This window comes from Allotamlana fucoidanivorans (genome assembly GCF_045788535.1).
GTDB lineage: Bacteria > Bacteroidota > Bacteroidia > Flavobacteriales > Flavobacteriaceae > Allotamlana > Allotamlana fucoidanivorans.
Genome location: NZ_CP074074.1, coordinates 1,714,151 through 1,735,443 on the forward strand (window position 1 = coordinate 1,714,151; position 21,293 = coordinate 1,735,443).

The 21,293-nt window shown below is 35.7% G+C and carries 19 protein-coding genes; 12 read left to right on the forward strand and 7 right to left on the reverse strand.

What is annotated here, in order from left to right; translation table 11 throughout:
* Positions 1–73: 73 nt before the first annotated feature.
* Positions 74–796: a rhomboid family intramembrane serine protease gene (locus KFZ70_RS07840; protein ID WP_139697474.1), complete on the forward strand. Its 723-nt coding sequence runs from the start codon at positions 74–76 to the stop codon at positions 794–796.
* Here the strand turns inward: KFZ70_RS07840 and rlmB are convergent.
* From rlmB to KFZ70_RS07875, 7 genes are all read right to left on the reverse strand, one after another.
* Positions 793–1,527 carry a 23S rRNA (guanosine(2251)-2'-O)-methyltransferase RlmB gene (gene rlmB / locus KFZ70_RS07845; RefSeq protein WP_139697472.1) on the reverse strand — a complete coding sequence of 245 codons (735 nt, stop codon included), beginning with the start codon at positions 1,525–1,527 and terminating at the stop codon, positions 793–795. The two genes, KFZ70_RS07840 and rlmB, sit on opposite strands and share 4 nt — an antisense overlap.
* A 104-nt stretch (positions 1,528–1,631) precedes the next feature.
* Positions 1,632–2,363, reverse strand: a complete 732-nt coding sequence (locus tag KFZ70_RS07850; protein WP_139697470.1) for a hypothetical protein — start codon at positions 2,361–2,363, stop codon at positions 1,632–1,634.
* Between the two features lie 59 nt (positions 2,364–2,422).
* Positions 2,423–3,847, reverse strand: coding sequence for a RagB/SusD family nutrient uptake outer membrane protein (locus tag KFZ70_RS07855; RefSeq protein ID WP_139697469.1), 1,425 nt, complete (start codon positions 3,845–3,847; stop codon positions 2,423–2,425).
* 13 nt (positions 3,848–3,860) lie between these two features.
* A complete protein-coding gene (locus tag KFZ70_RS07860; RefSeq protein ID WP_139697467.1) occupies positions 3,861–6,998 on the reverse strand; it encodes a TonB-dependent receptor in 3,138 nt (1,045 codons plus the stop codon).
* Between the two features lie 312 nt (positions 6,999–7,310).
* Positions 7,311–8,678, reverse strand: a complete 1,368-nt coding sequence (locus tag KFZ70_RS07865; RefSeq protein WP_139697465.1) for a SusD/RagB family nutrient-binding outer membrane lipoprotein — start codon at positions 8,676–8,678, stop codon at positions 7,311–7,313.
* 6 nt (positions 8,679–8,684) lie between these two features.
* Positions 8,685–11,903: a SusC/RagA family TonB-linked outer membrane protein gene (locus KFZ70_RS07870; RefSeq protein ID WP_139697463.1), complete on the reverse strand. Its 3,219-nt coding sequence runs from the start codon at positions 11,901–11,903 to the stop codon at positions 8,685–8,687.
* A gap of 146 nt (positions 11,904–12,049) precedes the next feature.
* Positions 12,050–13,747, reverse strand: coding sequence for a POTRA domain-containing protein (locus tag KFZ70_RS07875; RefSeq protein WP_139697462.1), 1,698 nt, complete (start codon positions 13,745–13,747; stop codon positions 12,050–12,052).
* 177 nt (positions 13,748–13,924) lie between these two features.
* On the opposite strand from KFZ70_RS07875, the gene rpsL reads away from it, so the two are divergent.
* From rpsL to rpsC, 11 genes are all read left to right on the forward strand, one after another.
* Positions 13,925–14,299, forward strand: coding sequence for a 30S ribosomal protein S12 (gene rpsL, locus KFZ70_RS07880; RefSeq protein ID WP_053975748.1), 375 nt, complete (start codon positions 13,925–13,927; stop codon positions 14,297–14,299).
* Between the two features lie 21 nt (positions 14,300–14,320).
* Positions 14,321–14,797, forward strand: coding sequence for a 30S ribosomal protein S7 (gene rpsG / locus KFZ70_RS07885; protein ID WP_139697460.1), 477 nt, complete (start codon positions 14,321–14,323; stop codon positions 14,795–14,797).
* 6 nt (positions 14,798–14,803) lie between these two features.
* Positions 14,804–16,930 (forward strand): elongation factor G, encoded by a 2,127-nt coding sequence (gene fusA, locus KFZ70_RS07890; RefSeq protein WP_139697458.1) that lies wholly within the window; start codon positions 14,804–14,806, stop codon positions 16,928–16,930.
* A gap of 11 nt (positions 16,931–16,941) precedes the next feature.
* Positions 16,942–17,247 (forward strand): 30S ribosomal protein S10, encoded by a 306-nt coding sequence (rpsJ, locus tag KFZ70_RS07895; RefSeq protein ID WP_044626940.1) that lies wholly within the window; start codon positions 16,942–16,944, stop codon positions 17,245–17,247.
* A 146-nt stretch (positions 17,248–17,393) separates the two neighbouring features.
* Positions 17,394–18,011: a 50S ribosomal protein L3 gene (gene rplC / locus KFZ70_RS07900; protein WP_139697456.1), complete on the forward strand. Its 618-nt coding sequence runs from the start codon at positions 17,394–17,396 to the stop codon at positions 18,009–18,011.
* On the forward strand, positions 18,011–18,640 hold the full coding sequence (gene rplD / locus KFZ70_RS07905) for a 50S ribosomal protein L4 (protein WP_139697455.1): 630 nt from the start codon (positions 18,011–18,013) through the stop codon (positions 18,638–18,640). Before rplC ends, rplD begins: the two co-directional genes overlap by 1 nt.
* Positions 18,641–18,647: 7 nt before the next feature.
* On the forward strand, positions 18,648–18,938 hold the full coding sequence (gene rplW, locus KFZ70_RS07910) for a 50S ribosomal protein L23 (protein WP_139697453.1): 291 nt from the start codon (positions 18,648–18,650) through the stop codon (positions 18,936–18,938).
* Positions 18,939–19,039: 101 nt separating this feature from the next.
* Complete coding sequence (gene rplB, locus KFZ70_RS07915) at positions 19,040–19,867, forward strand: 50S ribosomal protein L2 (RefSeq protein WP_139697451.1); 828 nt, start codon at positions 19,040–19,042, stop codon at positions 19,865–19,867.
* Positions 19,868–19,870: 3 nt separating this feature from the next.
* Positions 19,871–20,149, forward strand: a complete 279-nt coding sequence (gene rpsS / locus KFZ70_RS07920) for a 30S ribosomal protein S19 (RefSeq protein ID WP_139697449.1) — start codon at positions 19,871–19,873, stop codon at positions 20,147–20,149.
* Between the two features lie 6 nt (positions 20,150–20,155).
* Positions 20,156–20,563, forward strand: coding sequence for a 50S ribosomal protein L22 (rplV, locus tag KFZ70_RS07925; RefSeq protein ID WP_139697447.1), 408 nt, complete (start codon positions 20,156–20,158; stop codon positions 20,561–20,563).
* 7 nt (positions 20,564–20,570) lie between these two features.
* Positions 20,571–21,293 carry a 30S ribosomal protein S3 gene (gene rpsC / locus KFZ70_RS07930; protein WP_139697445.1) on the forward strand — a complete coding sequence of 241 codons (723 nt, stop codon included), beginning with the start codon at positions 20,571–20,573 and terminating at the stop codon, positions 21,291–21,293.

Below are 21,293 nucleotides of genomic sequence, written 5' to 3' on the forward strand. Positions count from 1 at the left end.
CATAGAGAATAAAATAAGCTGCCAATATAGCATTGAAATGTTTATTGGTTTGCTATTTGTTACCTTTATGAAGATGGGAACAAAGAATCATTTTCAATTTTCAACGGGTGTTATTGCCTATCCAATCTTTTTTGTGTTAACTATATGGATTGTTTTTTGGGTAGAAGTTCGTTTTGGAAGCAATTTTAATAAGTATGGCATTTATCCTTTAACCGTAAAAGGGTTAAGAGGTGTTGTGCTAAGTCCTTTTATCCATGGTAGTTTACAGCATTTATACCATAATACTATACCATTGTTTGTGCTCTCAACGGCTTTGTTTTATTTCTATAGGCACATAGCTTGGAAAGTTTTGATTCTTGGTATTTTAATTTCAGGATTCATGACTTGGTGTATTGGCCGACCTTCTTATCATATTGGTGCGAGTGGCCTTATATATGTGCTGGTGAGTTTTACATTTTTTAAAGGTGTGTTCGCCAAACATTATAGGTTAATAGCTTTGTCATTATTGGTAGTTTTTCTTTATGGAAGTATGATTTGGTATACGATGCCCATTGAGGAAGGTATTTCGTGGGAAGGACATTTAGCGGGATTGATTACAGGATTCATTTTTTCTTTAGTATTTAGAAAGACAATTGCTAAGCCAAAGAAGTTTGAATGGGAGCATCCAGATTTTGATGAAGCAAACGATCCGTTTTTAAAACACTTTGATGAAAATGGAAATTTTATTGATCACGTTGAAGAACAACAAGACCAAACAACCATTAATTATATCTTCAAGGACAATAAAGAAGACTAACGGCGTTGCCTAATAACTTCGTAAAGAAAAGCGCCACAGGCTACAGACACATTAAGAGATTCAATGTCACCTAATAAAGGGAGTTTTGCCCTTTCATCAGACACTTTTATAATAGAAGGGTTTATGCCTCTACCTTCTGATCCCATAACAATGGCGCAGGGTTCAGTAAAGGACACATCATAAAGCGTATTGTCTGTTTTTTCGGTAGCAGCAATCACCTTAATACCAGAGGCTTGCATAAAGAACACAGCATCTTTTATGTGGTCAACCTTACAAATAGGAACTTTAAATACCGCCCCGGCACTTGTTTTTATAGTATCACCGTTTACAGGGGCCCCACCTTTTTTTTGTATGATAATGCCATCCACCCCGGTGCACTCGGCAGTTCTTATAATAGCGCCAAAATTTCTAACATCGCTTAACTGGTCTAGTAATAAGAATAACGGTGTTTTTCCAGATTCTATAACGTTTAAAACTAAAGTTTCTAAATCATGAAATGTAATTGGGGCTATTTGTGCTACAGCCCCTTGATGATTTTTTGAAGTCAACCTATTCAGTTTTTCAACAGGAACATAAGACCTATTAATAGCTTTTTTGTTAATAAGAGATTCAAGCTCAGAAAATAAATCGCCTTTAAGCCCTTTTTGAAGAAATACTTTATCAATAGTTTTTCCCGAGTTTATAGCTTCAATGATAGCTCTAATACCGAATATTTGAGTGTGTTCTTGCATGGGGTAAAGGTAATAAACTGCTTAATAAGTTTATAAGAATTAAATAATATAAAAAGCCAGAGCTATTCTCTGGCTTTTTATATTATTTATAAAGTTATAAAAAGCTAATTGTCTGTTACGGTAAAAGATTCAGATGCCGTGTATCCAAAATCACCAACAATAGAAACTAAGTCTGAACCATTTTGAGTGATAGTAGCACTTCCATCTTCAGGATAAGAAAGACCATCGCCATATACATCATTAATAGTGAATTCATAAGTTCCTGGGGATAAGCAAAATTTAGCAGAAATTCCAGGATCCCCATCTGCATAAGGACCACCAGAGAATAAAACAGCGCCATCACTATCCTTAATGTCCCATGTACACTCACTTCCGTATCCATCAAATACAATATTCAAGAAAGTATCTGGGTAAGGACAAACTTGGGTTAAAAGAAGTGTTGTAGAGTTACCAATAAAACCTGCATAATCAGAAGAAATTTGTAATGTTAATGTGTTACCATTAGCAGGGTCAATGTTTTCTCCAACGGCGGTTACTTTAAATGTGCCCACTGTTGAATTAGCAGGAATTACCACAGTAGCAGGTACATTGTACGCTGTTGCAGGAGCATTTGTTTCTTCTTCAATAACAGTTATATTATAAGTTCTGTCACTGCTAGAGGTAGATGTGGCAAAAACCCTTACATCTTGCTCAAGGGTACCTGTAGGATCAACACCGACTTCAAATGACGACTCTAGAGTGGTATAGTCAAATGACTTTTCATTAAGGTCTTCGTCACAACTATAAAATGTAATAAAACTTATTACAAAAAGAGTTAAAATAGAGATTTTTTTCATGAGTTTAAATTTTAGCTAATGTTAACCTAAATAACTTAGGTTAACATTAATTTGTTTTATTATCTATCTGCGTTTACACTGTCATCAATGTTAACATTGGCATCAATTTCTTTTCTAGGAACTTTTAAAAAGAATTTTTTGTCATCAGGTAGTAAAAATGAATTTGGCAATCTATGATTACCTGTGCGCGGAATACCTCTACGCAGTCTTTTAGCATCAAACCATTCTACTCCAAACTCTGCATAAAGCTCTTTTCTCCTTTCTACTAGAATTTCTTCGTACAAATCGTCACCAGTATTTGTAGATTTTACAGCATTAGCATCTCTGTTTGATTGAAGAGCAAACAATAATTCATGTGCGTCTCCTGCCATTCCTTGTTTAAATTTAGCTTCAGCTTCAATAAGAATCATTTCAGCTGTTCTCATAATTACAATATCAGAGTCAAAGGCAAAAGTGAACTTTCTGGTAGTTAGATAAAACCAATCTGTTGGACTAGCAGAAGCATAAGTTCTATCAAAGGTGTTTCGCACGTCAGAATCTGTAAACAAATCTGCAAAATCCTTGTTAACATAAGTTCCGAAATATCCGTCATTATAATGATCGGTAAAAGCATGAGGAGCACAGTAGTAGTAATTTGACTGATCTGTAGTTTGGGGCATACCCCAAATCCATTCAATATTTGAAATTTTATCAAAACCATCTTTATAAGATCCAGCGTCAAGAGCAGAAGCAATATCCCCACCATAGGCATCGTGAGCAGCTTTTTCCGCTCCCGCCCAATTTTCAGTAACTAAATAAACACGAGCCAAAATACCATTAGCAACTTGTTTATTTACATAAGATTTTCCCAGTCTTGAATCATCTAAACCAGCTACAGCATCCGTTAAATCAGAAATAATTAAATCATACATTTCCTGTAAAGTAGACATCGGTTTGCCTTCTAAAGATAAGTCTGTGTAAATTGGGGGGGCAGGCAACGATGGATCATAAGTATATGTATGTTGAAATTCCATGGCTAGTTGGAAGTAGAAAAATGCTCTAAGTGCTTTCCCTTGAGCTATTAACTCTGTTTTATCTGAGCCAGAAATAGCAGTACTTGCTTCTACGCCATTAATTAATGTGTTGGCTTGGTTAATCATGTAATAGGGGTATTCCCAATTAAAGGTGGTCCTTGTATAGTTAGGTTCCCTATTATCATTGTCATAGTCAAAATTATACCATGAGTTTTGTATAAAATCATTTCCTTTTACGGTTCTAGCCATATATAAGGAATAAACACCTCCAGCATCTGTTCTAGTAAATTGTCTTCTAAAATTTCTTTGTATACCAGAAAGCAAAGCTTCAGCACCTGCTCTAGAACCAAAAATAACTACATCAGATACAGAACTTGTAGGAACGGGGTCTTCTAAAAAGCTTTTTTCACAACCAACAAGAAAGGTTGTAGAAAGCAATAAAACAGTTAATTTTTTTATAAATATTTTCATTTTTCAAATTTTTTTAAAGGTCTAAGTTAACACCAAAAGATACAATTCTTTGATTATAGGATCTGTTGTTTGTGGTACCAGCTATACTTTGTTCAGGGTCAATACCTTTATGTGTTTGGAACGTTAATAAATTGTCAGCTTGTAGATACAAACGCAATCTAGAAATACCAAATTTATCAAGAGTTTGAGTTGGTAAGCTATATCCAAATGTTAGTGCTTTTAAACGCACGTAATCATTTTTGAATAAGAATCTGTCAGATCTACTACTGAAGTCATTTTGTGAAGCTAATAATAAAGGAACATTAGTAACATCACCTGGTTTTTGCCAACGATTGGCCAAATCTGTTGTTCCTGGCCCTCCTGCCGTTTCAAAACTGCCAAATAAGCCAGCGTACATGGAGTCATAAACATAAGCTCCAAAACTAAAATTAAATAGAATATTTAAATCAAAGTTACCTAGTGTGAAAGAGTTATTGAAACCTCCAATAATATCAGGTAATGAAGATTTGTCTACATAATTTCTAGAGGCTTCAGAGTATTCAGCTGTTGTTTCTTTTTGACCGGTGGGCTCTCCGTTTGCATCTAAAATATCTTTATACCACAAAGCAAAACCATTTGCTGGATCTACACCAGCCCATTCTGGCATGTAGAATTCGTATAAAGAACGTCCAACTTCCCATCTTTTTGTTCCATTTATGAATGATTCTTGTGATAACTCTGTAATCTTGTTTCTATCAAAAGAGAAATTTAAACTAGAAGTCCAGTTAAATTGATCTTTATTAATAATATTGGCGGCCAAGGAAACTTCAACTCCATAGTTTTTAAGTGAGCCTACGTTAGTAGTGATACTCTCATTACCTGTTGAAACAGCTAATGGTTTATCGTAAATCAAATCAACAGATTTTTTAACATAATAATCAACAGTACCATTGATAACATGATTGAATAAAGTAAAATCTATCCCAATGTTTGTGGATGCTGTTTTTTCCCAAGTTAATAGAGGGTCAGCTACAGACCCAAGTAAAACCCCAGTGTTATCTAATTCATTTTCTCCTGTTTCAAATAAAGACAAGTACGGGAAATATACTGGATTTCCTAGATCGTCAAGAACCAAGTTGTTTCCTAGTTCCCCATAAGAACCTCTTATTTTAAGAAGATTTACAATATTACTGTTAGCTAAAAAGTTTTCTTTTGAAACAACCCATGAACCACCAACAGAGTAGAAATTACCCCATCTAACATCACTATTAAATCTACTTGAACCATCAGTTCTAAAGGACCCCTCTACAAAGTATTTCTGATCATAATTGTATGATAATCGACCTAAAAACGACTGAAGAGCTTCATCTGATATAGAACCACCAACAGACTCTGGAGTGGTACTACCATTTAATACTTTTACGTTAGGTAAGAAACCAACACCTTGTGCTGATAAGTCGTCATCAGATCTTGAATAGGCTTCATGAATAGCATCAAAATTAACATTATGTAATCCGAAGGATTTATTGTAGTTAAAGGCGTTTGTAATATTTTTAGTAATTACAAAGTTTCTATCTTGATCCACACGTCCTTTAACACTTGCTGCCACACCAAATTCATTATGATTATAGCTGAAGTAATCAAGTGTGTATTTTTCATACGCAATTTGTGTTTTAAAACTAAAATCTGGGGTGAAGTTCACTTTAGCATAACCATTGGCTGTGAAGTTATCCCGCTTGTAGATTTCATTGTATAAATACAATGAACCTACAATGTTTTCTCCTTGAAACTGAGGTCTTGCTGCATTTAAATTTTGGCCAGGTGTATTCCCATAATCATATATAGGTGCACCATCAGGGCCCAAAACTAAGCCTCCATTGTCATCTCTTCTGTATAAAGGATAAAAAGATGAAAGATTATTTATCCATTGGATGGTGCTGGTGAAAGAAGTGCCGCTTTGGTCAGGAACATTTTGAACGGAAGAAGAATATGAAACGTTTAACCCCATATTTAACCAGTCTTTTACTTGAGAATCAATGTTGAGTCTTGTTGTTACTCTTTCAAAATCTGAGGTTTTAATACTTCCATCTTGTTTTAAAAAGTTTCCTGAGAATCTATATGTTGTTCTATCGCTACCTCCAGAAACAGCTAAAGAATGCTCTTGTCTCAATGCAGAATCATTAATTAAAAGACCTGCCCAGTCCGTATCCCATAATTTATTTGTAGATACTAAATTTCCATCTGTTCCTACGGGATTGTTAATTCCATAAGGGTTATAGCCCAAAGTAGGAATTAAGTTATTAGTTGCTGAAAGAGCCGCGGCTTCGGGAGATGCTCCATTGACATATTGAGCAGCATTTCTCATAGCTTCCCATGTGTATTTTGTAAAAGTATCTGTATCTGTTATTTCGTGTCTATCTACGGCTTGTCCAGCAAAACCAACTGTAGATGTTAAGCTAACTTTAGCAGGAGAATTTAAGCGTCCTTTTTTTGTGTTTATTAAAATAACACCATTGGCTCCACGTGAACCATATAGAGAGGTTGACGACGCATCTTTTAAAACGTTCATACTTTCTATTTGGTCTGCACTTATGGTATTGATATTACCATTGAATGGCGCACCATCGAGAATAATAAGCGGTGCGGCAGAAGCATTAATAGAAGAAACCCCTCTAATTCTAATGATGGGATTGTCCCCCGGTTGACCACCACTAGAAATTATGTTTACACCAGGAACGCTTCCTTGTAAAGCAGAAGTTACAGAAGCTACTTGTTGTTTCTCGATTACGTCTGCACCTACTACAGCAATAGACCCTACAATAGATTCTTTGGTTTGTGTTCCGTAGGCCACAACAACAACTTCTTCTAGTGCAGTAGCATCTTCTGCCATTGTTACGTTCACTGTATTTGATGAACCAACTTTAATCTCTTGTGTTGTGTATCCAACAAAACTAAATACAAGAGTAGCACCTTGGCTGGCGCTAATTGAATAATTTCCATCGAAATCCGATGAGGTACCATTTATTGTACCTTTTACCAAGACCGTAGCTCCTGGAAGTGGTAAACCAGAATCATCGGTAACCGTTCCAGAAATAGTCTTTTCTTGTGCAAACGATATTTGCACAATAAACGCTAATAATAGCGTGAAAATTCCACTAAACTTTGTTTTCATTTTATAATTATTTGAATTAGTCAATGCCAAAAATCAAAATAATAAGTTAAAAAAGCAATAAACAATAGTTAAAATGTGTGTTTTTGGTGTGAAATTTGTTAAAATAATTCAATTTGGCTTCTGAATTTAAATAAATGATATTTTGATGTCATGTTATTTAGAAAGTTGCTTGAGTAAGATTATATAGGAGGTAAATTGGGATCCGCAGAATATCTAATCAAATTTGTAATACTGTTGTTATAAAAAATGCCAATAGAATTAAATTCTATTGGCATTTTTTATAAGGTTTATTAAGTTGTGTAATGTGATCTTCTAATTGTTTTTAGGAAAAGCCCACATGTCAACATCTAATAAGTGACCACCTTGTGCCGAGATGGCTGCATTGTAGTTAGCTCCATTTGTTGTTCTTTCCGTTATTGGGTATAAGAACCTTCTAGGTATAATCTTAGAAGGATTTACCGAGCCTACCGCATCTGGATTGTCAACTAAAGCTGGGAACCCAGTTCGTCTATAATCAACCCAAGCCTCGATAGGAGCATTTCCATATAAAGCCTTGTATTTTTCGTTTATGATGGTTTCAACTTTATTTGCTTCTGTTCCAGAAAGTGTTAGTGCATTAACATAGGCGGCTGTTGCAATAGCATCAACTCCTACGTAAAGCATATTAGCTTCAACAGCATCTTGCAATGCGGCTAAGGCGGCAGCGTCAGTGCCTCCAGTTCTAATTATAGCTTCTGCTTCTATAAATTTAACTTCCCAATATGAAATCAAGGGAGTAGGAGAGTTTGCTTGACCCCAAAACAATCCTTCTACGCCTGCAAAGTCTTCTCCGTCAGTTGTATATAAAGGGAGTCTCGGGTCTCCAACCATCATATCTTTCAATGTTGTTCCAATACCTAAAGTACCAGGTCTGTCATTGTCAAATAAGTATAAAGGGTTTGCATTTTGAGCAGGCGTACTGTAAATAAAATCAGGTTGTTCAGAAGTGCTAGTTAATGCCTGTTGAGCTTCAGTTAAAGCTTTTTGAGCTGCACCTGAGTCAACAGATGTTAAATGCATGTAATAACGAGCTTTTAAAGCGTGAGCTGTTTTTACCCAATCGATACCACTAGCGTCTCCGGCTCCTGCGAACGCTCCAATTCCAGAAGCCACTCCTTCTGAAATAGATTCACTTAAAAGCGTTTGTATTTCATTATAAACGCTCTCTTGTGTGTCGTATACTGGGTTTAAAACTCCGGCATCTCCACGAAAAGCTTCACTATAAGGAACATCTCCCCAGCAGCTTGTGGTAACTCCCATATTGGCTGCCATATATAATTTGGCTAAGGCGCTAACTTCTCCACTGGTGTTTTGAATTAGAACGAAACAATCTTTTGATGCTCCAGCTCCGTAAAGACCAAAGTCCCATAAATCATCTATGTCACTTTCACCAATGTTATATTGAGCATATGCTAATTGTTGGGCATCTAGACCATCAAATTGTTGCGTGATTAGCCCAGCAATTCTTCCAACAAGAGCAACAGAATTACGATGAGTTTGTGTAATCATTCCTGGGTAAACAGCGCCAGCATTTATTTTGTCGGCAGATGGATTATCAGGATCTACGTTAACATCAGTAATCGTGCAGGATATCACTGAGCTAAGTAATACGATACTAAGTATATATTTAATTGTTTTCATAGTTTTTTAAAAGTTTAATTTAACATCAAAGCCGTAACTTCTAGTGTTGGGGTTATTAAAGTAGTCTAAACCAATACCATTACTGTCACCTGTTAAGTTAGTTTCAGGATCCACTCCAGGATAATCAGTACTAAGGTATAAGTTTCTACCATAAGCAGAAATTGAAGCGCCATCAATGAATGTTCCTTTTAATAGTTTGCTTGGAAATGTATAGGTTAATGTTACTTCTCTTAATCTAAACCAAGAAGCGTCATATACATTACCTTCATCAACATCCCCGAAACCATAACGTCTCCAGTAATTGTTACTTTCATTTATTGTTGGATCTGAGTAAGGAACTTCTTTGGTGTTTGGTTGTCCAGTAGATTCAACTATACCTTGAAAAACTGTTGTTTGATCTCTCAATAAAGTTTCTGTTGATATACCGAAGTAATCAAGAATACCACAAGTTCCGCACCATACATCGCCACCTTCTCTGATGTCTATTAAAACAGATAAACTAAGATTTTTGTATGAGAATGTATTGCTAATACCTAATAGGAAATCTGGAATTGGATCACCTATAACGCCATCTGTGGTAGCAAGCAGTGGGTAGCCATCATCGTCAATTAGAATAGTTCCTTCATCGTTTCTGGCATATCTTGATCCATAAATAGCTCCATAAGATTCACCAACTACGGCACGTGAACTTGTTCCAGAAAAACCATTTAGAACATAGCTTTCAAGCCCTTCAGTGAGTTCTTCAACCTTATTTTCATAAGTTGTGAAATTAGCATTGATATCCCAATTAAAGTTTTCAGTTCTAACTGGAGTACCTCCTAAGGTCAATTCAATACCTTTATTTGAAATACGACCAATATTTGAGTATTTTTCAACAAAACCAGAAGAAGGCACAGCGTCAATTGGAACTATTTGATCGGTAGTTTCTTTGTTGTAGTATGTGGCATCAAATTTTAATCGGCTATCAAGCATCGATAATTCAATACCAATTTCAAATTCCTTGGTTGTTTCTGGAACTAAATCAGGGTTTCCTGCGCGGCCTGCTCTTTCAAATGAAGTGGCATCATAGGCAGGGAATGTAATGCTTTGAAGGAATCCATCTCCACTAACAAATGTCCCTCCAAAATTAGTCAAAGTAGCATATACTGGAGCATCGTTTCCTGTTTTTCCCCATGACCCTCGTATTTTACCATAATTAAGGAAATCACTATTTAAAACTTCGCTAAAAATAAAACTACCCCCAACAGAGTATGATTGGAATGTATTGTTTCCTACAGGTAGAGTAGATGTCCAGTCATTCCTGAAAGAAGGTGTTATAAAAACCATATTATTATAACTTAATGTAGCCGTTGCAAAAGCGCCAATAAGTTTTTTTCTATTGGTTATTTCTGAAGCCTGAGTAGTGCTAACGTTGGAAAGGTTAAAGAATCCAGGGATGGTCATGCCGTCACCTAGGACAGTCTGTCTATTGTTTTTAGTATAGAAACCGTCATATCCAATGGTAGCTGTTAGGCCAAGTTTTTCATTTAAATCTTTAGATGCTGTTACTAATGCGTTCCAGTTCACATCTTGATTTTGGATGACGTCATTAATAACGCGCCCATTACCAAAACTTGCATCTATAATATCAAATCCAATTTTTCTTGTATCTGCCCAGTTATCAATAGATCCAGTTGTTTTGAATGTAATCCAATCATTAATATCATAGGTTAATCCCATTTTTCCAATAATACGATTAACATCATCGGTATTAGAGTTTCTAGCTACCGTGAAATATGGGTTGTTGTAAATTCCATCACGATAACTTCTATGTCCTGGAAGCTCTGAACCTGGAATATCATAAAAATAAGAAGAAGGATCGTCAGCTGCTGCTTGTCCTTTTTTACCATTACCCATGTCAAAGGTTGGCGTATTACGCAATAGACCAAGCATAACCCCTGAAATATTTGAGCCTCTTTGAACTCTGAAACCTCCTGAGTTTGAGTATTGAGCAGAGGCATCTAACGTTAAATTTTCATAAAGTTTACCCTGTAGATCAACTCTAAATGTTTTTCTTACAAATCTTTCATTAGGAGCTACACCATTTTGAACTAATCTGCCAACAGAAGCTCTGTAGTTAACTTTGTCAGTTCCGCCACTAGCAGAAAGGTTAATGTCTACCACATCTCCCGTTTTAAAGAAGTCATAACTGTCATAGGTTTCTGCCGCTCTTCCGTTTCCTGTTCCTTTTGGAACAAGTGCACCAAATCTATGAAAAGGGTAGGAAGTGTCACCATCATACTCTAGGTCAGAAACTAAAGGTCCCCATGTATCGCCTTCAAAAGTTTCTGGACCTCTATATTGTAATCCACTTCCATCTGGATTATGTCTTCCTTGTGCATACTTTCTTTGTAAATCTGGTCCCTTATTGATATCAGAGAAACTTGTAGAGGTACTTAGCGTAACTCTTGTTTTTCCTTGTTTTCCTTTTTTGGTGGTAATTAAAACAACACCATTAGCGGCTCGTAATCCATATAAGGTCTGTGCGGCAATGCCTTTTAGAATGTTAACAGATTCAATATCTGAAGAGTTAATGTCAATAGCTCTGTTTGAGAAGTCTGTACCTCCTAAGCTAGAGTTGTTATTACTTGTAGTAGGATCTTCACTATAAGAATCATTATTAATTGGTACACCATCTACTACAAATAAGGGAGAGTTTGATCGAGTAATAGAGGTGTTACCTCTAATTCTAATATTTGCAGAAGCCCCTACAGAACCAGATGATGTTGTTACTTGTACACCAGCCGCTTTGGAACTTAAGGCAGATACAACGTTCGTTTCTCTTGCGTTAGTTATGTCACCTGAGTCAACTGATTCTACTGCGTAGCTTAAAGATCTAGGTTTGGCCTTAATCCCTTGAGCTGTTATCACAACCTCCTCTAAAGATTCCGCATCCTCAGTTAATGTGATATTAATGGTGTTTGATGCTCCTATAGTTGCCTCCTTTGTAGCATACCCAACAAAGCTAAATACCAGAGTTTCTCCAATATTGGCTTTGATTGAAAATTTACCATCAAAATCGGTTGAGGTACCATTCGAGGTACCTTTTACTAAAACAGTAGTTCCTGGAAGAGGTAATCCTGATCCATCTGAAACGATTCCTGAGATAGTTTTTTCTTGTGCAAAAGACAGATGCACAACAAACGCTAACAATAGCGTTAGCATTCCACTAAACTTTGTTTTCATGTTATAATTATTTGAATTAGTCGTGATAAAAATATTAATAAAAAGTTAAAAAACGACAAACAATAGCTAAAAAGTGGTAAAAATTAGAAAAAATTATATCGAAAAGGTTTAAATGTTGAGTATTTGTAGGTTTTACAGGAGGAATGTTAAAAATTTGTTGTTAGGCTAATATGTATTTTTGAATTTGAAAAATTGAAAGCGGTATTTTCTAGTTTACCGTTGGCATAATTAAATTTAAACAAACCAGCCTTGGTGAGTAATCCAAAACCAAAACCATATCCAAATAATTTCTGTTGTGTTTGCTGAATGTCATTTTCAAAATAAGCAGCGTCAATTATGGAATGGATGTAAATTGAATTTGATAATTGAAAGCGATATTCTGTATTCATTAACCCAAAAAGAGAAGCATAGAGGCTGTTTTCTTCAAAGCCTCTAATAGAATTAATACCGCCAAAGCGGAACAGTTCGTTTTCAAAATATGAGGATGATAATAAACTAGCACCATTAAGTCTGATGTAAATGCTGTTTTTTAAGTTGAGGTTGAAAATTTTAAAGGCCTCAATTTTGAACTGTGTTTGTTCTTCTGAATTGATATTGGTTTTTCTCTTTCCGAAGCCCGTTTCAAAATACATTTTTTCGTTTAGAGGAAATAAAATGTTTTCTGGTTGTGTTTGTGTGTATTGATAGCTTATTGTATAAAATTGAGTCTGGTAGTCAGAAATATTTGGTTCTGTTTTTGATGTTATGAGGTTGTTAGATTCAGTATATAAGAGGCCGGTAAATATTTTGTGTTTTTGGTTTATTTGGTAATGAATTTTGATGTCTTGGTTTGTGGTAGTAAAAGAAGAGTCTTTTCTAAATATGCGCAAAAGCAAATCGACACCTACGGGCGACTTAAATATATAAGGCAGTGAAACATCAGCTTCAAAAGTTTTTTGATCATTTTCATCACTTTTGTATAGAAGTCTGAAAGATTCTCCAAAGTTTAAGTTGTTGGTCAAATTTAGATTTAGGTAACCATCAAATTGAAGTTTATTTGTTGTTTCATTGGTTCCAAATCCAAGAAACCCGTCAAATGTATTGCTTTTAGATTTTTCTAAATAAAGGTATAGTGAAGTAGAGTCTTTTGAAAATAGTACTTCTGGGGGTTTTATTTCCTTAGCAAAATTTAAACTATTCAGTTGAGCCGTTTTATATTGAATGGTTTCAAGATTAAATAGTTGGTTAGGTTTAATTTTTAGATAGTTTTTTAAGAATGCTCTGGGGAATTTCTCATAACCTTTAATGATAATGTTATTTATTGTTCTCTTTTTTTTAGAGGCAGAAATACTTAGATGGGCTTTTAGTGTATTATGCTGCTCGTCTATTCTAATATTTGTAAGTTTTAATTTAGAAAACGGGTGGCCGTATTTGGCAATTTCAGTATTAAGAAAGGTTAACGATTGTTCAATATCCCTAACGTTTAAAATAAAATGGTCATGAAAAACTTTGTTTGAAATGGTATTTAAGGTTTGTTGGTTAATGAGTTCAGATTTGTAGTATATATATATGGTGTTGAATTTTCTGTTTAAATGTAATTTATAAACAAAGCTAGAGTCATTTATTTTTTTGCTAGGAATTAATATGTTCTCTATATAGCCTAATGAGAAGAGCTGTTCTTGAAGAGAGCTTGTTTCTTCTGTTATTGAAGTAAGGTCTTTATGTAATGTGTTGTAGCCAAGAGAGTCTAAAATATGGGTCTCTTTTAGGGTGTTTCCTGTAATTTTTAATGTTAAGGTCTGGCTTATTCCTTTAAAAGAAAAAAGTATAGAAGTGATTATTAAAAGAAATGGTGTTTTTGGCACGTTGCTAGCTACAAGATTTGGTAGTAAATCTAACGGAATTTACTTGCTATTAATATATGATGTGTCTGAAATTTTATTTTCTATTGAAAATTAATTAATTAAGGTTTGAATTTCAGATTTTAATTTCTACCTTTGCACGCCTCTTAGAAGAGGTTAATAATATTTATATTAATTTATATGCCAACAATTTCGCAATTAGTAAGAAAAGGAAGAGCCAAAATAACCAAGAAGAGTAAATCGGCTGCTTTAGATTCTTGTCCGCAAAGACGTGGTGTGTGTACTCGTGTTTACACAACAACTCCTAAAAAACCTAACTCAGCAATGCGTAAGGTAGCAAGGGTTCGTTTAACAAACGGAAACGAGGTAAATGCATACATCGGTGGTGAAGGACATAATTTACAAGAGCACTCGATAGTATTGGTTAGAGGTGGAAGGGTAAAAGATTTGCCAGGAGTTAGATATCACATTGTACGTGGTGCTTTAGACACAGCAGGTGTTAACGGTAGAACGCAACGTAGATCTAAGTATGGTGCAAAACGCCCTAAAAAGTAATTAAAACTTTAAGAAGAAGACATGAGAAAAAGAGCAGCAAAAAAGAGACCGCTTTTACCAGATCCGCGTTTTAATGATCAATTGGTAACACGTTTTGTGAATAACATGATGTGGGATGGTAAGAAGTCTGTCGCTTTTAAAGTATTTTACGATGCTATTGATATTGTAGAATCGAAAAAAACTGACGAAGAAAAATCAGCATTAGAATTATGGAAAGATGCGTTGTCAAATGTGATGCCTCACGTAGAAGTGCGTAGTCGTCGTGTTGGTGGTGCAACATTTCAAATCCCAATGCAAATTCGTCCAGACAGAAAAGTTTCAACAGCAATGAAGTGGTTGATTGGTTATGCTAGAAAGCGTAATGAAAAATCAATGGCTTTACGTTTAGCTTCAGAAATTTTAGCAGCAGCTAAAGAAGAAGGGGCAGCTGTTAAGAAAAGAGTAGATACTCATAAAATGGCGGAAGCTAATAAAGCATTCTCTCACTTTAGATTTTAATAAAACATGGCAAGAGATTTAAAATTTACTAGAAATATAGGTATTGCTGCGCATATCGATGCAGGAAAAACGACTACTACTGAGCGTATCCTTTACTATACAGGGGTGTCTCATAAAATAGGAGAAGTGCATGATGGAGCTGCAACTATGGACTGGATGGAGCAGGAGCAAGAAAGAGGTATTACTATTACTTCTGCTGCAACAACTTGTACATGGAATTTCCCGTTAGAGAATGGACAGCCAGTAGAAGATACTAAAGGATATCACTTTAATATTATTGATACTCCTGGTCACGTTGACTTTACTGTAGAGGTAAACCGTTCGTTGCGTGTATTAGATGGTTTAGTATTCTTATTTAGTGCAGTTGATGGTGTTGAACCACAATCTGAAACTAACTGGAGACTTGCTGATAACTATAAAGTTCCTAGAATTGGATTCGTTAACAAAATGGACCGTCAAGGATCTAACTTCTTAGCTGTTTGTCAACAGGTAAAAGATATGTTAAAGTCAAACGCTGTGCCAATCGTTTTAAATATTGGTGATGAGGCAGACTTTAAAGGTGTTGTTGATTTAGTTAAAAACCGTGCTATTGTTTGGCATGATGAAACGCAAGGGGCGACTTTTGATGTGATTGACATTCCAGAAGATATGAAAGAAGAAGCACATAAATACCGTGCGCTTTTAATCGAGGAAGTAGCTTCTTATGATGAGAACTTATTAGAAAAATTCATGGAAGATGAAGATTCTATTACAGAAGAAGAGGTGCACGCTGCACTTAGAGCTGCTGTAATGGATATGGCTATCATTCCAATGATTTGTGGTTCATCTTTCAAAAACAAAGGGGTGCAATTCTTATTAGATGCTGTATGTCGTTATTTACCTTCGCCTTTAGATAGAGATAACATTATAGGTACAGATCCAAGAACTGGAGATGAGGTTGTACGTAAGCCAGATGTAAAAGATCCGTTTTCTGCATTAGCATTTAAAATTGCTACCGATCCTTTTGTAGGTCGTTTAGCATTCTTCCGTGCATATTCAGGGCGTTTAGATGCAGGTTCTTACATCTTAAATAACCGTTCAGGTAAAAAAGAGCGTATTTCTCGTATTTACCAAATGCACTCTAATAAGCAAAACGCTATCGAATTTATTGAAGCTGGAGATATAGGGGCTGCAGTAGGATTTAAAGATATTAAGACTGGTGATACTATGTCTGATGAAAAGCATCCTATTGTTTTAGAATCTATGGAATTCCCAGATCCGGTAATTGGTATCGCTGTTGAGCCTAAAACTAAGGCTGATGTAGATAAATTAGGTATGGCTTTAGCTAAATTAGCTGAGGAAGATCCAACGTTTACAGCAAGAACAGATGAAGCTTCAGGACAGACTATTATTTCTGGTATGGGTGAGCTTCACTTAGATATTATTGTTGACCGTCTTAAGCGTGAGTTTAAGGTTGAAGTAAATCAAGGGCAACCACAAGTAGAGTACAAAGAGGCTATTACGCAACGTGCTGAACACAGAGAGGTTTATAAGAAACAATCTGGTGGACGTGGTAAATTTGCAGATATTGTATTTACACTTGAGCCTGCTGAAGAAGGAAAAGTAGGATTAGAATTCGTTTCTGAGATTAAAGGTGGTAATGTTCCAAAAGAATTTATCCCTTCTATTGAAAAAGGATTCCAAATGGCAATGGTTAATGGGCCGTTAGCAGGTTACGAAGTAGATGCTATGAAAGTAACTTTAACGGATGGTTCTTACCACGATGTGGATTCTGATCAATTATCATTCGAATTAGCGGCTAAGCTAGGATTTAAAGCTGCTGCAAAAGCTGCAAAAGCTGTAATTATGGAGCCTATCATGAAACTTGAGGTAATTACTCCTGAAGAAAACATGGGTGATATAGTTGGTGATTTGAATAGAAGAAGAGGTCAGGTAAGTGATATGGGAGACAGAGCTGGTGCTAAAACAGTTAAAGCTACAGTACCATTATCAGAAATGTTTGGATATGTAACAACATTAAGAACATTATCATCTGGTCGTGCCACGTCAACAATGGAATTTTCACATTATGCAGAAACACCTTCTAATATTTCAGAAGAGGTGATTAAAGCAGCAAAAGGTGTTGAAGCTTAAAATCTAAGAAAATGAGTCAAAAAATCAGAATAAAATTAAAATCTTACGATCACAACTTAGTAGACAAGTCTGCTGATAAGATTGTAAAAACAGTAAAAAGTACTGGCGCTGTGGTAACTGGGCCAATTCCATTACCAACACACAAAAAACTTTTCACTGTATTACGTTCTCCTCACGTAAACAAGAAATCAAGAGAGCAGTTTCAATTATCATCTTATAAGAGATTATTAGATATCTACTCTTCGTCATCAAAAACTATTGATGCCTTGATGAAACTTGAGTTGCCAAGTGGTGTTGAAGTAGAAATTAAAGTATAATTCAAATTCAGGATTCTGAATTCAGAATTATAAAACATGTCCCACCGATGCGGTCGCGGGAAAAACGGAAAATACAATTCAAGGCTGAAATGTATTTCGGCCTTGAATTTTAAATAACAAATAGTAATAATTTAAATTTAATAAATATGTCTGGGTTAATTGGAAAGAAAATCGGTATGACCAGCATCTTTGATGAAAACGGGAAAAATATTCCTTGTACAGTAATTGAAGCTGGACCATGTATCGTTACCCAAGTCAGAACTAAAGAAGTTGATGGCTATGAAGCTGTTCAGCTTGGTTTCGATGACGCGACAGAAAAAAGCGCTACAAAAGCAGACTTAGGTCATGCTAAGAAGGCGGGTACTTCTGTAAAACGCAAAGTTGTTGAGTTCAAAGGTTTTGATAAGGAGTACAAATTAGGAGATGCCATCACTGTTGAGCATTTTGCAGAAGGTGAATTTGTTGATATCTCTGGAACATCAAAAGGAAAAGGATTTCAAGGTGTTGTTAAACGTCACGGATTTGGTGGTGTAGGTCAAGCTACTCACGGTCAGCATAACCGTTTAAGAGCGCCAGGATCTATTGGTGCGGCATCTTACCCTGCTAGAGTATTCAAAGGCATGAAAATGGCCGGAAGAATGGGTGGAGAAAAAGTGAAAGTTCAAAATTTAAGAGTTTTAAAAGTAGTTACTGAAAAGAATCTACTTGTTGTTAAAGGTTGTGTGCCTGGACATAAAAACGCTTATGTAACAATTCAGAAGTAATGAAAGTAGCAGTTTTAGATATAAACGGAAAAGACACAGGTAGACAAGCAGAGCTTTCTAGTGATGTGTTTGCTATTGAGCCTAATAATCATGCTGTTTATTTGGATGTTAAACAATATTTAGCAAACCAAAGACAAGGAACTCACAAATCTAAAGAGAGAGGTGAGATTGCTGGAAGTACACGCAAGATTAAAAAGCAAAAAGGTACAGGTACTGCTCGTGCTGGTAGTATCAAGTCTGGAGTTTTTAAAGGTGGTGGACGTATGTTTGGGCCAAGACCAAGAAACTATAGCTTCAAACTTAATAAAAATTTAAAGCGTTTAGCACGTAAATCGGCATTAAGTATTAAAGCAGGAGAACAGTCAATTACAGTGTTAGAAGATTTTAACTTTGATGCTCCAAAAACTAAAAACTTTACAGCGATTCTAAAAGCCTTAGAATTAGACAATAAAAAGTCTTTGTTTGTGTTGGGTGGGTCAAATAATAACGTATATTTGTCATCGCGCAATTTAAAAGGCTCTGAAGTTATAACTGCTTCAGAATTAAACACTTACAAGATTTTAAATGCAAATCAAGTAGTGCTTTTAGAAGGTGCTTTAGAAGGAATTGAAACAAACTTAAGTAAATAAGAAACAGATGAGTATCTTAATTAAACCTATAATCACAGAAAAAGCGACTGCAGATAGCGAATTAAGAAATTGCTATACATTCGCAGTGAACACTAAGGCGAACAAGATAGAAATCAAAAAAGCAGTAGAAGCTGCTTATGGTGTTTCTGTTGAAAAAGTTCGTACTATAAATGTCCGTCCAGATCGTAGTACCAAGTATACAAAAACTGGTATTCAACATGGTAAAACAAATGCTGTTAAGAAGGCAATTGTACAACTGGCGGAAGGTGAAATGATTGATTTATACAGTAACATGTAACAAAAATGGTTAATAGTTAAAGGTAGATAGTTATTAATACTTGAAAATCTGGTAGAAACAAATAACTACAAACCAAAAACTAAAAATCAGAAACTAAAGAGATGTCAGTAAGAAAATTAAAACCAATCACACCAGGACAGCGTTTTAGAGTAGTAAATGGGTATGACGCCATAACTACTGATAAGCCGGAAAAGAGTTTACTTGTTCCGAATAAAAGGTCTGGTGGTAGAAACAGTCAAGGAAAAATGACCATGCGCTACATTGGTGGTGGTCATAAGAAAAAGTATCGTATCATTGATTTTAAAAGAGACAAAGCAGGAATTCCTGCTGAAGTTAAGTCAATAGAATATGATCCAAACAGAACCGCTTTTATCGCATTATTGAATTATCAAGACGGTGAGAAAAGATATATTATTGCTCAAAACGGATTACAAGTTGGGCAAAATGTAGTGTCTGGTAAAGAAGGTATTGCTCCAGAAATTGGAAACGCCATGCCATTAAGTGAAATTCCATTAGGAACCATTATTTCTTGTGTAGAGTTACGTCCAGGTCAGGGAGCAGTTATGGCGCGTAGTGCTGGTGCTTTTGCTCAGTTAATGGCAAGAGATGGTAAGTTTGCTACAGTTAAATTACCTTCTGGAGAAACACGTTTAGTACTTGTTACTTGTATGGCAACTGTTGGTGTTGTATCTAACTCAGATCACCAATTATTAGTAGGTGGTAAAGCTGGTAGAACAAGATGGTTAGGTAGAAGACCACGTACTAATCCAGTAAGAATGAACCCAATTGATCACCCAATGGGTGGTGGTGAAGGTCGTTCATCAGGAGGGCACCCACGTTCTAGAAAAGGTATACCTGCTAAAGGTTTCAGAACCCGTTCTAAGACAAAGGCGAGTAATAAATATATTGTAGAACGTAGAAAGAAATAAGACATGGCAAGATCATTAAAAAAAGGACCTTACGTTCATTATAAATTAGAAAAGAAAGTTGCTGATAACGTTGAGAACAACAAAAAAACTGTAATCAAAACTTGGTCTAGAGCTAGTATGATTACTCCAGATTTTGTTGGGCAAACAATAGCAGTACACAATGGCCGTCAATTTGTACCAGTTTATGTAACTGAAAACATGGTAGGTCATAAATTAGGAGAATTTTCACCAACACGTTCATTCCGTGGGCATGCAGGTGCTAAAAACAAAGGTAAAAAGTAGTAAGCTATGGGAAGTCGTAAAAAACAAATGGCAGACGCTATTAAGGAAGCAAAAAAGCATGTAGCTTTTGCAAAACTTAATAATTGTCCTACATCACCAAGAAAAATGCGCTTAGTAGCCGATTTAGTAAGAGGTGAAAAGGTAGAGAAAGCACTTAATATCTTAAAGTTTAACAATAAAGAAGCATCAGGTCGTTTAGAGAAGTTGTTATTATCAGCTATCGCTAACTGGCAAGCTAAAAATGAGGATGCTGATGTTGAAACTGCAGAATTATTTGTAAAAGAGATTAGAGTTGATGGCGGATCAATGTTAAAAAGATTACGCCCAGCACCTCAAGGTCGTGCACACAGAATTAGAAAACGTTCTAACCACGTTACATTAGTAGTTGGAGCTAACAATAACACACAAGCTTAATAGAAGTATGGGACAAAAAACAAATCCAATCGGAAATCGCTTAGGAATTATCAGAGGATGGGAATCTAACTGGTACGGAGGAAACGATTATGGTGACAAACTGGCCGAAGACGATAAGATTAGAAAATACGTTCACGCGCGTTTATCTAAAGCTAGTGTAAGTAGAGTAATCATCGAGAGAACTTTAAAGCTTGTAACCGTTACTATCACTACTGCTAGACCTGGTATTATTATCGGTAAAGGTGGTCAAGAGGTAGACAAGTTAAAAGAAGAGCTTAAGAAAATTACTGGGAAAGAAGTTCAGATTAATATTTTTGAAATTAAAAGACCTGAACTAGATGCGTTTTTAGTAGCGTCAAGTATTGCTCGTCAAATTGAAAACAGAATTTCATACAGACGTGCAATCAAAATGGCTATCGCTGCTACAATGCGTATGAATGCTGAAGGAATTAAAATCCAAATTAGTGGTCGTTTAAATGGTGCTGAAATGGCACGTAGCGAGCACTATAAAGAAGGACGTATTCCTTTATCAACCTTTAGAGCCGATATTGATTATGCTTTAGTAGAAGCACACACTACTTATGGTAGATTAGGTGTAAAAGTATGGATCATGAAAGGTGAAGTATATGGTAAAAGAGAGCTTTCTCCGCTTGTTGGTTTATCTAAGAAGCAAGGAAAAGGTGGAGCAGGAGCAGGACGTGGAAGTAAAGGACCTCGTCGTAGAAAGTAA